General features: G+C 71.8%; 2 protein-coding genes. Both read left to right on the forward strand.

Annotated features, from left to right (window positions below):
• Positions 1-13: 13 nt before the first annotated feature.
• On the forward strand, positions 14-15,436 hold the full coding sequence (locus ABD363_RS16025) for a hypothetical protein (protein WP_344603923.1): 15,423 nt from the start codon (positions 14-16) through the stop codon (positions 15,434-15,436).
• 11 nt (positions 15,437-15,447) lie between these two features.
• Positions 15,448-15,717 carry a hypothetical protein gene (locus ABD363_RS16030; protein ID WP_344603925.1) on the forward strand — a complete coding sequence of 90 codons (270 nt, stop codon included), beginning with the start codon at positions 15,448-15,450 and terminating at the stop codon, positions 15,715-15,717.
• Positions 15,718-15,743: the final 26 nt, after the last annotated feature.

Below are 15,743 nucleotides of genomic sequence, written 5' to 3' on the forward strand. Positions count from 1 at the left end.
CATGGTCCGCGCCATGCTGAATCGCCCCGCTGCTGCGCACGCTGAGTTGCAGGCCCTGAGCGCCGACCTCGAGGTCAAAGCCGCCCGCCGTAAGTGGAACCCCGCCCTGCATCCGCGCGATCACAAGGGCCGGTTCATCGAGACCGGCGGCGTGGTGCGGCTGTGGGGCGGCAAGCTCGCCCGTGTCGTCCGTGCGCTCCCCCACGACCGCGTCCTCGTCCAGGACCAGAGCGGCCCGAACGAGTTCCGCGGACGCCGGCACACCACCAGCGCCAAGTGGGTGTCCATGGTCGCCCGCCCCGACGGCACCGCACCCACCGACAACGAGGACAAGGTCCGGGAAGAGGACGAGCGGCGCTACAGGGACCCGCGCCGCGGCAACGGCGTGGCCCGGGACGACGACGGCGACCCCGACACCCCCAACGACCCACACGATGCCGACGACCGCGGCCGCCCCATCGGCGAGGACAACGACCCCGTAGGCCCCCGCGAGAACGACGACCAGGACGAGCCCACCGACGGCAAGCTGCCCGTCAACGTGCACGCGCTGCCCAACAGCCGGCACAGCGGCGGCGCCCGCTTCGCGGACACCGCGGCCGTCCGCCAGCACTTCCTTGACCTCGCCGAGCGGCCCGGCCAGAAGCCGCAGATGGCGCAGTTCCTGCGGTTCGTCGCGGGCGACGACGACCCGCTGGAGACCACGCTCGACGGCCGCCTGCTGGCACTCCGCGACGACTCCACCGGCCGCTGGTACCTGACCGCAACCGGCACCGGACAGCGCATGGACGGAGCCGGTGACTTCGCCACCTCGGACGAGGCCCTGAAGTTCGCGCAACAGCTCCGTCTCAGCACCGGGGGAACCGCGATGCGCGGCGGAGGATTCGACTTCTCCGACCCCGATCTTGACCAGGTTGCCCGTACCTGGCGCTCGCCCAAGGGCGAGAACATCCAGGCCACCATCAAGCGGACTCGCCAGGAGTTCGACAGCGCCCGAACGCCGGCGACTCCCGCCTCCAACGGCAGCGCCTCCGAGACGACCGTCAGCCGGAACACCCTCAAACCGGGTGACCGGGTCAAGGTCACCGTGGGCCGCAGCGACATCGAGTGGCCGGACAGCACCCGCGACCAGGACAAGCCGGAAACGGTCACCGTTGAGGGCACCGTCGCGCCGACCCACAGGGCCGGCCCGGGTGTTGTGGGCGTTCCTCTCGTGGACGCCACGCTCACCGGCCCGGACGGCACCGTGATGACCTCCAACGACACCGCCCTGGTCCGCCGGGCCCCCTCCCAGGTCGCAGTGTCCGGACGCACTGACGGCTTTACGCCCGAGGAGATCCGCGCAGACCGTGTTCGCGTGGGCGACGTCGTCGCGCGAGGACAGTTCGGGTACGTCGTCACCGATGTGGCCCGGTACCCGGAGGGCCGCACCTTCACCGTTCGCAACCTCGGCGGCCGCGGTGAGATCGACCAGTTCGGCGCCCGCACCGGCACCATGCTCTCCATCGTCCCGAAGGCCCGACGCAGGCCGGAGGACGTGCAGCGTGACGTCCCTTCCCGCACGCAGCAGCATTCCGACCGCAACGACGCCAAGCGCGCGGCCGCGGCCATCCTCAGCGACTGGGACGCCGCCAGCAAGCTCGCCGAGAAGCAGTGGCCGGACGGGGCGCCGGAGGAATTCCGTGCCCTGGCCCAGCACATGCAGAACGTCACGGACGCCCCCAAGGGCGCCGAGGGCTACCACCAGAACGCCGAGGCCATGAGGGGCGCTCTCGCCGCCCTCGACGAGCTGGACACCGACAACCTGGACGCGCGCTTGACGCGGGCGCTGCACAAGCTCGAGGAGCACCTGGACGCGAACGCCGATCGGTTTGAGGCCGACTCCCGGGCGATCAGGGAGAACAAGCGGAAACGCGAGGCAGAGAGCAACCCCCCGAAGCCTGACGCGCCGCAGACGAGCGGTGACACGGCCACGAACGAGCCGCTCAAGTACGCGTGGGACAACCCCGAGGACCTGGTCACGCTGACCATGCCGGCGGCCGTCGCGGAACACGTCTCCGAAGAAGGCACCTGGCCCATGCAGGACCCGGACACCCGCAAGGCGATCGAGGACGCCACGCGGAGCCGCACCGGCACCCTCAAGGTGACCGCGCCGATCGAGGTGCACGAGATGCTTCTCGAGGCCTCGGAAGTGCTCTCCGGCAACGGATCGGACGTCGAGCCCCACGAGATCCGCGGGTACACCAACTACGCCAAGCGCGTCGGCGCTGCCGCGGAGGAGATCCGGCAGCGCCGGAAGGAGCAGGCCGCCAACACCCCCAGTCCGAAGACGGAGGCGCCGGAAACCGACGACGCCGGCGAGGGTGACGAGCCGTCGCCGGACGCTCCGAACACCGAGCCCGACCGCCAGGGCGACGACGGCACGGTCACTCTCACCCCCGACGAGGTGTCCCAGCAGCTCGACGCCATACGCCCCGAAGGCTCCAAGGCCCCGTCCACCATGGACGACGGGGAGATCCGCGACGAGATCGTCGCCCTGATGGAGCGGGACATGGCCGGGGATCTGTCGGGCGCTGACCGCACCCGCCTGCAGGTCCTCGAGGCAGAGGAAGCACGCCGCGCCGGCCGCGCGCCGAAGCGCGAGGAGAAGCCGAAGCCGAAGCAACCCGTGGAGGAGCCGGGCGGCCTGTTCGACGTCGACCAGCAGGACACCCAGCAGCCCCTCGTGGCCGACCCGAACAACCCCCTCGACCGGCCCGACGACGCGTTCGGCACCCCGGACATGTTCGCCGACGCCGAAGGCCGCGACACCAGCAAGCTGCGCGAACCGCAGATGCGCGCGCCCATGGACATCGACGAAGGGGACCGGTTCGTCGACGCCGATGGCCGCACGCACACCGCGGCGAAGAAGCCCGTGCGTACCGGTCGCGGACGCGTCCTGATCGCCGACGAGAACGGTAAGGAGCACCTGTTCCAGCCCGACGCCGAGGTGCGGGTGCTGTACCCGGACGAGGACGCACCCGAAGTTCCGGCCGCGGACGCTCCCGAGGACGACGCCCCGGCCGCAGACGTGCCGGAGGATGAGACGCCGGCGGCCGACACTCCGGAGACGGAACCCCCCGCACCGGACGACACCGATACCCCGAGCACCGCCGACGCACCGACGGACGTCGAGCCCGCCACAGCTCCGGACCAGGTCGCCATCGACCACAGCGGCACCGGCACTACCGTCCGCTTCCCTACACCGAACGGCATGGTCACTGACAGCGAGTTCGCAGTGCTGCGAAAGCTGGGCTTCAAGGCCAGCAGGGACAGGACGAAGCCGCGGTTTTTCTACCTGCCCAGCAACATGACGCTGTCCCGCCGCGAGGACAAGGTGCGCCGGCTCAAGGAGTGGCTGGACGAGCGAGGCGTCGCCTACCAGGCCCCGGAGGAGAACGCCGAGAAGCCGGAACTGTCGGAGGAGCAGCTCCAGCAGCTCGAGGGACGGTACTTCGCACCTGACGGCACTTGGGCGGTGACCGACTTCCAGCCAGGTGACGAGGTATGGACCGGGTCCCACTGGTACCGCGTCGATTCGGTCGGCCCGAAGAACTTGCGCCTGCAGTCTTGGGGACCGACGCCGTACGACCGCGTTCTCGCCCGCCGGCGCGGCGGAGAGATCCGCACGATGCTCGACGCCCCGGCCGACAACGGCATGCCTCGCCCGGGAGCCACCGACCCCAAGCGGATGCGGGACGAGGAGATCGTCGAGGAGCTCGCCCACCTCAACAGCGCCACCATGCCCGAGGGTAACGACCCGGCGTCCCGGGCCGTGCGTCGCCAGGTCGCGGCCCGGATCCGCGCCCTGCACACCACCCAGTCCGAACGGGACTACGCCCGCCGTCGCGCCGAGATGGACCGCCGCGACCAGTCCAGGCTCGTCCGCGACCCCGCCCGCATCGCCGCGAAGAAGGGCCAGCAGATCCAGGGCCGGGACGGCGCACCCGTCGGCATCGTTTACCAGGAGAAGAGGGGGAAGTGGCGGTTCATCGATCGTGACGGCCACACCCCCACCCGGGGAGGCGACCCTCGCACTTTCCCGACCCGCGCGGCCGCCATCACCGCGCTCAACAAGCTCACCGACGCCCGCAACGCGCGGGCCGGGGAGGGCTGGAAGCACTCGGCGTGGGACGACGTCCAGCCGGGCGACACCATCCGCCTGCCCGAGCTGGGCCGCACCGAGAACAGCCGCGGCCGCACAGTGACCGGCTGGTCGGAGCCGCTCGAGGTATCCGAAGTCCGCCGCGGCGACATGGGCCAGGTCTCCCTCTCCGGCCGCCGCGGCGACGAAGACGTTCAGATCGAGGTGTCCCGCGCCGACGCCACGTTCGGCGCAGCCAAGCCGGGAACGGTGCCCGAACAGGAGCCCAGCGAGGCTGGCGGAGGCCTGCCCTGGCAGCAGATGACCCCGGAGGACTTCGGCCAGAACGACACTCCGACCCCGGCCGGGGACCAGAACGAGTCCCGGCCCACAGACGAGTACGGCACGCCCGACCTCATCGCCAACGGCGCCTCCGAGACCGCAGACACCCCGGCCGACGAGACAGAGGCCAGCGCAGCGCCGGTGCCGCCGCCGATCGGCGAGGCGTCGCCGGAGGGGATGGACGATGCGGAGATCGCTGCTGAGCTGCGGGCCCTCCGGACGTATCGGCAGCAGCACATTGTGCCGAACGGCGAGTTCCCGACCGAGCCCGAGGCGCGGGCAGTCATGTTCCGTGTCTCCGACCGCGTAAGCGATCTCGCGTATGAGCAACTCGATCGAGAGAAAGCCCGTGAGGCAGAACGGCAAGGAACCTCCGGCGCATCGGTCGGCGCGGCCCCCGACAGCAGCAACGACGAAGAGTCCACGGCGCGTATGGTCACGGACCGGCTGCCTGACCTTCCGGCCCTACCGAAGATGACGGGGCTGTCCCGGCAGAACAAGGACGACGTCCGCCGCGTCCGCAGCGACTACGCCAAAATCCGGGAGTCCCTGGACGGCATTCTCGCCGGAGACCCACCGACCGGGGACTCCCGCGAGGACCTGCGGCGCGTCCGCGAGCAACTCGACTACGTCGCCGGGCGGCTGCGGGGGGACCACTTTCCCGACCCTGCCGAGGCACTGCCTGTGCGGGCCAGTCTTCTCGAGCTGGGCCAGGACCTGGATCGCGCCCTAGCTGCGCTGCCCGAACGCGCTCCGGAACCTCAAGGTGCCGGACCCAACGGCGGCACCCTGTTCCACCCCTGGGACCTCCAGGAGGGCGACCTGGTGCGGTTCGACGCAGAGGACCCCGCCGACCCCGACCGCAGCCTCGCCCCGTACTTCGGCACCTTCCACGGTTCTGCAGCGGCGTCCGGGGACCAGGGCCGCACCCTGGTCACCTACCAGGGCCTGCGCTGGAACGACGACCGGCAGCGATGGGAAGAGGAGGGGAATCAGTACGCCGTCGTCATGCCGCCGCGCGGCCTGGTTGAGCGGTTCACCGAGGAGCAGTGGGACGCCTGGCGACGCCCGGAGCGGTCCGGCGCCGACGAGGCGGCGCCGGACACCGCGGAGGTGCCGGCGGCCCCGATCGGTAACACGCCTCCGGTGGCCATGACGGACGCCGAGATAGAGGCCGAGCTGGAAGCCCTCGAGGCGTGGCGGCAGCGGCATGTCGTGCGAAGCGGTGAGGGCCCGACCCTTCCGATGGAGGAAGCGCGGCCCATCATCTACTCCCTCGGTGATCGCCGTGGTGCTCTGCTGGAACAGCAGCGGCTGCGGGACGCCGTGAAGCGTCGGGAGGCGCAGGACGCGGAGAAGGCCCAGCGGAGGGCCGAAGCCGTGGCGCGCGCTCAGGTCGGCAAGAAGAACGCCGACGGCACATACCCGGTGTCCCTGGACGGCGAGCAGATCGGCACCGTCCAGAAGTCCGGCAGCAAGTGGATGTATACGCACGCTGACGGAACCAGCAGCGGCGCCGTGCTCAAGAGCAAGAACGACGCGGTAGCAGACCTCGTTCAGCTCGTGGACTTCCGCCGGTACCAGGAGGAGGAGAGGAAGAAGCAGGAGCGAGCACGCCAGAACACCCCGGACGGGTGGGTTCTCGGTGACCGTGACGACCTCGCCGAAAACGACATCATCCGTGTGCCGCGCATGCGGAAGGACCCGGACGGCCGGCCGTACCCCGAAGGCTGGGGGGAGCCGGTCCGTGTCCGGGATGTGGAGCGCAGGGACGACGGCACGACGGTGGTGTCGCTCATCAACCTCGACGGCTCGCACGCCGGGGAGAGCCCGCTGTTTCTGCGCGGCCCCGATGACACGTTCGCGTGGGCCAGCGACCGCACGCGGCCGGAGCCGACCCCGGCATGGCGGCACGAACTCCGTGCCCGTATGGCGGACATCGGTGACGACGTCGCCAGCCTGCGCCGTACGTCCGAAGGGATCGACGACCAGGAGCGCATGCAGCGCCTGCAGGAGCTGATCCGGCGCGTCGGGGACGGCAACAGCGAGGACCTGCAGGGCGACCTCCGTCGTATCCGTGACGAGGCCGCGTGGCTCGAGGAGCAGTTCTCGAACCCGGAGCTGCCGTTCGAGACCCGCAGGCGCAAGTCCTGGGCCACGGACGCGCACCGGAAGGCGCAGCGGGCCCTCGACTACCCCGACTTCCAGCAGGGCAGCACCGACGAGGGCACTGCGGCCGATGCCAACGCGCCCAAGGAAGGAGCTCCGGAAACGCCGAGCACGGCCCCGAAGCTGGCTGACGAGTTCGCAGAGGTGCGGCAGCGCTACGGCGGCGACATGGTTCCCGCGTCCGAGGTCCGACTCGGGGACTGGGTGCACACCGTCTCCGCAGACCCCGTTTACAACGAGCCGATGCACATGGTGGGGCGTGTCATCGGCGTCACGCCGGTGCTCAGCAACGGGCAGGTCCGCATCGAGGTCGAGGCGAACGTAACGCTCAACGGCAAGGACACCGTCCGGACCGAGTTCGCAATGATCCGCAGCACCGACCTGGTGGAGCGGCTCCCGGAGAACAACCCCGGACGAGAGGACTCCTCCGACCTAGCGCGCCGGATCGAGGGCGAACTCGGTCGGCATCGTGCGGCCAAGGTGCGTGTGCCGGAGGGCTGGCAGGCCGTTGACGGCTCCCAGATCCAGCCCCGCTCCGGCGACCGCTTCCGGATCGTCGCGCGCAGGGGCGGCGGCTCGGGCCCCAACTCGGGCCCCGAGCACATGAACGTCACGGTGGAGCGTCCGGCCGAGCGAGAGGGCTACTGGCGCGTCAAGGGACAGCCGCTGAGCTTCCGCCCGAGCGACATCGTGGCCATCCCCGATGGTGCCGACGTGCGCTACAGGGACGACAGCGCGCCCGAGACCGGCAAGCCCAATGCGCCCCAACCCGTGAACACGACGCCGGCGGGCCCTGCCCGCTTCAGCAGCGTCGGCGACGTACAGGAGCGGTGGAGGGCTGGCGAACTCGACACCCCGAGCCACCCCACGGCCGTGCCGGAGGAACGCTTCCGCAGCCGCTACATCGACAACCCCACTCTGGAGATGTCCGAGGGCGGCCGCCTGGCCCTGGTGAACCCTTCCCCCAAGAACCCCCTGGCCCTGTGGGAGATCCTCGCTCCGGGATCCATGGAACCGCTCGGCCGTGCCTACGACCGCGACGATGCCCGCGCATACGCGCGGATCCTCGAGGGACTGCGCGACGAGAACGGCCAACCCTTCCCCTGGGATGCACCCGACGCGGCGTCCCGCGCCCTCACCTTCCGCGGCCCCAACGGGGCATCCCTTGGTGAGACCGTCGCCCGGCAGATCCTTGATCGCGGCGAAGCAGAGGGCCTGAACCGACGGTGGCGCAACCAGGCGAAGTTGTACCTCAACCGTGAACAGCAGCTTGACAGGTACTACGACGCGTGGCGTGCACAGCAAGAAGCGGACGGCTACACGATCCCCGTCAACGTCGGGGAAGCCCAGGCCGGCGACGACATCACCGCTCTCGACCCGGACAAGGCCGACCGCCCGGTGACCCAGCGCGGCCAGCTCACAAAGCCGCTGGCGGCGCAGCACCTGAACCGCACCGGCACCTGGCCGTTCACGAACGGCACGGACTACAACGCGCACATCAGCGGCCTGACGGTGGCGACGGACCCGGCCCGCGAGGAAAACCAGACCGAAGAGACCCCGTTCTACTGGTTCACCTTCCGTAACACCCCGGACCGGCCGACGGCCTTCCGTCGGCCGAGACCCGGGGAGGATCAGGAGACCACCGAAACCGGCACCCCTGCAGCGGGCCACCAAGGCGACGACCGGGCCGCGCGTGCGCAGACCCTGTTCAGCGAAGGCATGAACGCCGTAGGCGGCGAGTCCCTCCCCGAGATGCAGGAGCTGCGCGACCGCCTGGACCGCGCGGACAGCGCCGAGGACCGGGACGCGGAGCTGCGCGACATCGCCGACCGCATGGACGCGCTCGCCGAGCAGTACGAGCTCGCGGGTCCGCAGGGCGAGCACGCTGCCGACCGGTTCCGCCGCGCCGCCCGTATCGCCCGCGGCGAGCAGGACCAGGACGACGAGAACCAGCAGGACGACGAGCAACAGGACCAGAACGCTCCGGAGAACGAGGACGAGCGGGACCAGGACGACGAGAACCAGCGCCCCCGGGACCGTGACCCTGATGGCGAGCCCGACGGCGGCGGAGCGGACGCCCCCGGCGACGGCGGCAACGGCGGCGACGGCCTCGACACATCCGACGACGAGGAGGACAGCCCGGACGGCGGCGACGGCAACGACACATCCGACGACGAGGAGGACGGCCCGGACGGCGGCGACGGCAATGAGAAGGAGGACGAGGGAAAGCGCCGCCGCCGGCGGCGCCGCGACCGCGAAGGCGGCCCCGACCTGCCGCACCTGAACATGCCGGAGTCCGACATCCCCTCCGCTGAAGACGACGACAGCGGCCGGACCCCGGCCCGGCACCGCGACGTCGACTCCCTGCGGAACGCGTGGAAGAACGGCGACGGCCTCACCCCGGCCGAGGACACCCCCGAGCGACGCGCCCACCTGGCCGAGTTGGCGGACCGCGAAGGCCTCGCCCTGTCCCCCGAGGGCGGCCTGGCGATGTGGCCCGAGCGGAAGGCCGACGGCAGCACCGCCTGGCGCTTCGCTCAGGCCCGCAACGGCACCAACCTGCCCGGCATCACCCTGACCTCCGACAACCCCGAAGAGGCCCGCGAGCTCGCCGCGCGGTTCGAGGACCTCACCGACCGCAACGGCGATCCGTTCGACTGGAACCGTCCCTGGGGCCCGGCGGGCGTTGCCGCCTGGCGCGACGGGGAAGGCCGCAACCTCCCGCAGGCACTGCGCGCGGTCCAGGACGACTACGAGCAGGAGCGCGCTGGCGCGTACACGCTGCCCGAGGATCTCACCACCCTGGACGACGCCGAGCTCGAGGCCGCCTACCTGCGGGGCCTCGGACCGGAGGACCAGCTCCGCGTCATGGCGGAGATGGACCGCCGCGACGGCTACGTCGACCAGAAGGTCCGCGACGCCATGTCGGACGCGCCCCCGGCGAACGCCGAAGAAGCCGAGCGCGAGCGCCAGGCCGTGCGCGCAACTCTCAGCTTCGGCGACACGGACGTCACCCGGCCTGCTCCAGCTGAGCCCGGCCGGCTGCGTCGGGAGTTCGACGCCCTGGATGAGGAGCGTTTCCAGGCCGCGATGGAGGCCACCGGCGGCCGGTTCCTCTCGCCCGAGGCCGAGGCCGCCGACATCGACCCCCGCGAGGTGTTCTCCGGCCGCAGGTACAGCAACAAGCAGGCGAAGGAACTGGCCTCGCCGGAGCTGAACCTCTGGCTGTTCGGCGACGACACCACCGCAGGCAACGGCCGGCTCACCTACGCCCAGTATCGGCAGCGTGAGGCCGACCGTGTGCTGCGTGCCGAGTTCGCCGACATCGACGAGGCCCGCTACCGTGCCGCGGTCGAATTCACGAACGGCTACCTCTTCAAGCGGCAGTACAAGTTCGGCGGCACCGACTTCACCGAGCGCGAGCTGTTCTCCGGCGGCAGCCTGTCGGCACGCGACCGGTGGAAGGAGTACGCCAGCGAGGAACTGCTGGAATGGTTCGACCTCAACGGCGGCCGCCTGACCTTCAACCAGTACAAGCAGCAGCGCCGCGACAACGAGCGCAACGACCGGGACCAGTTCGAGGAGGAGCAGCGCCGCGCCGCCGAGACCGGCGAGACCGACACCTCACGGTCGCTCACCGCCGACGACGTCGACCCCGCCCCGCCATTCGACCCCCTGACCGCCGAAAGCGCCGACGACGCCGCGTTCCGGTATGGAGGCGCCGACCGGATCCGGGAGTTCGCCAGCCGCGCCGAGCTGCGCCCTGACGGCAGCGGCGGCGCCCAAGCCGTGTGGCTGGACGGGCGCCGGATCGGCACCGTCTCCGTCCACACCGCCGAACCTGGCCAGGAACCGGTCTGGGACGCCCGGCCCTTCTTCGGCCTGGGCAACGACCGTGCCAGCCGCACCCAGAATCGGGACACAGCCGTTGCGAACCTCGTCGTGCAAGCCCTGCGCGAGGGCCCGGCGGACCCGGCCAACCCGGGCGATGACGCGTGGGACTCGGTCATGCAGCGCCTGGCCGTCGGCAGCCGGCCCATGCCAGAGCTGCCGGAGTCCCTCCGTGACACCCCCGAGGCCCGTGCCCGGTACGACCGGCTCGCCGCCCTGGTGGACGCGTTCAGCGACGGACGCTCCCCCAGCGGAGACCTACAGGAGGACCTCGCGCAGGCGCGCGATGGCTTCGCGTGGCTGCGCACCGCCCTGGCCGACAACGAAGAGGGTGGACGTCCCGACGTCCTGGCCGATCTCGACGCCCGCGCCTCCTGGGCCGGCCGCCTCCTCGACGGCTTCGCCCCGGACAGCAGCCGCGAACGGCCGCGTAACAGCGACGACCAGCCAGGCGCCACCGACGCGCCGTCAACCACACCGGTCCCGGACGGCAACGCCCCGGACCCGGAAAGCACGGACGACGGGTCACGGAAGCCGGAGCCGGAAGGGAACCCGGAGCCGATCGGTGGGCAGCCCGCGCACTGGGCCCGGGTCGAGGACCTGATCGAGGGCGACATGGTCCGCATGGACGGCACCACCAGGAAGGGAAAGCCGCTCCAGCGCGCCGGGTACGTCTACCAGGGGCCCGAGCGCGTCGATGTGACCCACCGCGGCCGCACCACGCAGATGTGGCGCACCTGGGTCACCGAGAACCCCGACGGCACCGGCGCGGGCGGCAACGTCTACACGACGATCAACGCTACCGCGGCACGCGCCGCAGCCCCGGACGACGTCGTGCCCGGCTCCCCGACCACCGGTGCCCAGAGCACGGTGCAGACCGGCAACATGCCGGAGCAGATCCCCGCCGACCGCAACGGCCGCCCCCTGTTCCCGGGCAGTACCGTCACCGGCGTGCGGGGCATTCGCGCCCAGGAGGGCACCGTCACCGGCGCCACCGACACCACCGTGTCCGTGCGCTGGGACGACGACGACACCGAGGACGGCGTCAGCCCGGCCTCTCTCGTCGTCACCGACGGCACCCGGCCCGACGGCTGGACGTCCGACGGCCACCAGGTGCGCCCCGGACACGTCGTCACCGACACCGACGGCGCGCTCCTTGGGCCCGTTGATGAAGTGGACGGCGACAGCGTCACCATCAGCACCGCGCAGGGCACCACCACACGCAGCGCCGGCGACCTGCGGGTGACGGGCGAAGTCCGCGACACCGACCCCGACACGCAGCCCGTCACCGACATCGACCACCCGGCGGCCGCCGACCTCAAGGACGGCGACGTCGTCGTCCTGGACCACGACGGTGCACTTGCCACCGTGGCGGTCACCGGCACCCGCCGGGACGGCGACCGGATCACGATCGAGTACGCCGACACCACCACCGGCGAGATAGGCGAGATCGACATGGACGCCGCGGCAACCCTGTCGCGCGCGAAGGGGCCGGACGGCAACGCCCCCGAGCTGGGCCCGGACAACGCACCGGACGAGCCCGAGGATCTAACCGTGCACGAGCCGCCCCGGCCCGTGGACCCGGTGACCGGCCCCACCGTCGACCCGAACCTCACCGCAGGCGACCGGGACATCATCGACGACCACGCCAGCGGCCCGGACGACAACCCGGACGCGCAGCAGGCCGCCGTCCGTATCGCCGCGGACCTGCCCGTCACCCCGGAGCAGGCCGCAGCGCTCGCCGCGCGCCTGCGCGAGTCCGCCGACCCGGCCACGCCCGAAGGCCGTGCGGCACTGCGCGCTGCCGACCACCTGGACCAGGCCGCCGGCCGGACCCCACCCGCGGGCTTTGACCGGCCGCGCCCGTCGAACGTGGCGCAGCTCGGCGAGGGCGACCTGGTGGCCATGCCCGGCGAGCGAAGCAGCGGCCCCCTTCGGATCTACCGGGTCGTGGACGTCGTCGACGCGCCGGGCGGCATCCGGAACCTGCACCTGGAAGACGAGGACGGCCAGCGGCTGCACCGCATCGAGCACGGCGCGATGCCCGTGTGGCAGCTCCCCGAGCCGCGCCCCGAGGCCCCGGAGCCGCCCGCTCAAGGCGCCGGCGAAGGCGGGGACGCTGCGCAGCGCATGGCGGTCCAGGCCCGGTACCTCAGCGTCGGCGAGGTGGTGAGCCTGCCCGTGAACGGCGAACAGCGCCGACTACTGGTGATGGAGGCCCAGCGCAGCGAGGACCGTAAGACGGTCCAGCTCCGTCTCGTCGGCGAGGACGGGAAGTTCGTAAACGCCACCGTACGAGCTGGAGACACCCTCGAGACGGTGGAGACTCCTGACGCTGACGGGCCGGGCCCGGTGTTGCGTCAGGAAGGCTCCGCGCTGGTGCCGGTCAACGAGCTCCAGCCGGGCCAGCACTTGGTGATGGGCAACCCCAGCTCGAGCGGCAACTGGTACACGCGCCGGATCGAGTCCGTTGACGTAGGCGACCGGTGGGTGACAGTGAAGCTCGCGGGTGTCGGCGGGGGCCCATCGACCACGGTCCGCTACGAGGTGCTGGGCGGTGTCCTCGCCGAGTCCGTGCCGGTCGCCGGGCAGGAGATGCCGACCGCGTCGTGGTTCGTTCGGAACCTAGACCGCCTGCGGGTCACACAGGCCTCGAATGACGACCCTGCGGCCCCGGAGGCGCCGGACGCCTCGGCCCCCGACCCGGCCCCCACCCTGGACGCGGACGCCGGTGACACCCCCGCGGCGAGCATCCCCGACGAGCCGTCCGTGCCCATCGCTCAGATCCGCCCCGGCAACCTCCGCGTCGGCGACGTCATCGACACCCCTGTCAGCCGGACCGGCTACCAGCTCAACGGCCACCGCCGCCTGACCATCATCAGCGCCCCGCAGCGCAACGGGTGGTGGATGCAGCTCACCGGCATGGACGACGACGGCAACGTGCACGACTTCGGCCTGCACAGCGGCCGCGCCGTGAACGTCTACGACCGCAACCGGCCCACCCCGGCCCTCCCGCCGGTCGGCGAGCCCCGTAACCCCAACCCGACCCCGCAGGCCGCGGCCGACCTGATCGTCGCAGAGAACATCCGCAGCCTGCGGGCCCGCATCCGAGAGGAGGCCATCGCCGGCACCGACCCGGCCGGCGACATCCACGCCCTGCGCGAGCAGATCGCCCAGCGCCTCACCCACGAGGCACTGCAGGGGATCCGCGGGGCCACCCAGCAGGACGGCCTGGCGGCCCTCGACGCCGCAGGCATCACCGGCCGGGACCGCCGCGAGGCACGCCAGCGTCTGCGCGACGCACGGCAGGCCGCCCACGCCGAAGAGGTGCGCGCCATCCTGCGCACCATCAACGACCTCGAGCCGCTCCCCGGCGAGAGCAACGAGGACCTGGCGGCGCGGACGCGGGACCTGCTGCGCCTCATCCCCGACCGCGACGACACCCAGGCTGGCCGGGACGGCGACGGCGAGGTGACGCGTACCGTCACGGCAGACGTCGACGACGCGGTGAACGCGCTCCTGCAGCAGCTCCAAGCCGCCGGCGTAGACCCGGGCGACGCCGAGCAGATCGCCCGCGTCCTTACCCGGCAGCTCGACAGGTCCCGGCAGGCCACCGCCCGCCGGATCGCGCGCCGGGTCGCCGCGGCGTCCCCGGAGGCCGGACGACGGCCGGGCCTCCTCGCCCGGATCGTCGCCCTCCTCATCCGCCTGGCCAAGCGCCTCGCGCTCCTGGTGCAGGCCGGCGTTCGGAAGATCGCCGAGAAGTATCGGTCGGCGCGCGAGCGCCTGGGGCGTCTGCGGGCGTTTCTCGGGCGCCTGGTCCGCCGGGTCCGGCAGTGGCCGGAGTCCCGCCGCCTGGCCCGTCTGCACCGTGCGGTGAACCTGCCCGACGCGGATGGCGACTCGCTGGCCGCGCGAATCTCCCACTGGGCTGGCCTGATGCCGGAGCCGGGGCGGTTCGGGCAGGCGCAGCGCCGGGTCACCTTCTGGCGGCCGACGACGTGGGGGCAGCTCGCCGCGGGCCGGCTTCCGGGCCGGTCGGACCGGATCCAGTGGGTGCCGGACCGGGCGGCCGACGGCGGACCCGGCCTGACCGCACTCCGTCACATGGCGGCCCTGCGGGCTGCCGGCAGCGACGTCGACCAGGACGTCACCCGTCGCTTGGCCGCGGTTCTCGGCGACGACTTCGGGGACGACCCGCACGCCACGCTGCAGCACGCCGACGACTATGTCGCCACCAGCGAGCGGCGCCTGGTCAACCTGCAGGCAGCTCAACGCGGCGCGACCGTCCCGGACGACCTCGAGATTGAGATCGAAGCGGCCCGCCTGGAGCTGGCGACCGCCCGCCGGGAATACACGGACCTGCGCGCCCGGTATGCCGCCGCAGTACCCGACGCCGTGGTCTCGGCCCTGGCCGACATCCGCGAGGTTGGCCCCGGCGGCAGCGCCGGCATCGTGTTCGGCCCGGACACCACTGCGGACGCCGAGCGGGCCGTGCGGGGCGTGCAGCGCGTCCTCCCGCGGTCGTGGTTCGCCGCCGGTGAGGTCCGCCGCGTGACAGCCGTGGACGGTGACGAAGGCCGCTACGAGTCCGGCGCGCAGCGCATCACGGTCGCCGACCTGGCCGACGAGGGACTGGGCACCGCCGGGCACGCCCTGGCGCAGCACCTCGCCCGGCACATCGGGGACCTGGACGCGGCGCAGCGGGCGTTCTGGTTCACCCGAACCCACACCGGCCGGCCGGGCGCCCGCCGCATGCGGCCGAGCGCACTGGACCGGCTCCTGCACCGGCAGCAGACGCAACCGGAGACCGGTGACAGTCTCGCCCGGTCCATTCAGGCGATGTTCAGCGGCGACTGGTACCAGGACGACGACCTGCGGGCGTTCCTCCTGGGCCTGCTGGCCACGAGGTAAGGAGACAGGCAGTGCTCACCGTCACCGGCTCGTTCGACGACGGTGCGACCTACGCAGTGCAGATCACCGGGCGGCCCGACCGCCCGGTGATCGGGTCGTACCGGGCCGCGGCCCTGGTGGATCTCCACCTGGGCGAGTCCGTTCCTCTGTCTCCGACCGGCCCCACCAGAACCGTGTCCGGGGAGGATCCGGCGGCCGTGCTCGCGGTACTGCAGGGGTTCACCAACGTCATCGAGGTGAGCGGGGAGGTGCCGAAGCGGGCCCGCGTACCCGAGGGCTGATCCCGGCGGTTTGCACAATTGGGCAA

It is taken from the genome of Streptomyces glaucus, assembly GCF_039533365.1.
Classification (GTDB): domain Bacteria; phylum Actinomycetota; class Actinomycetes; order Streptomycetales; family Streptomycetaceae; genus Streptomyces; species Streptomyces glaucus.

Excerpts from the sequence above, each read along its gene's own strand:
- ABD363_RS16025 (WP_344603923.1), top strand. The coding sequence starts at position 14 with ATGCTGAATCGCCCCGCTGCTGCGCACGCTGAGTTGCAGGCCCTGAGC.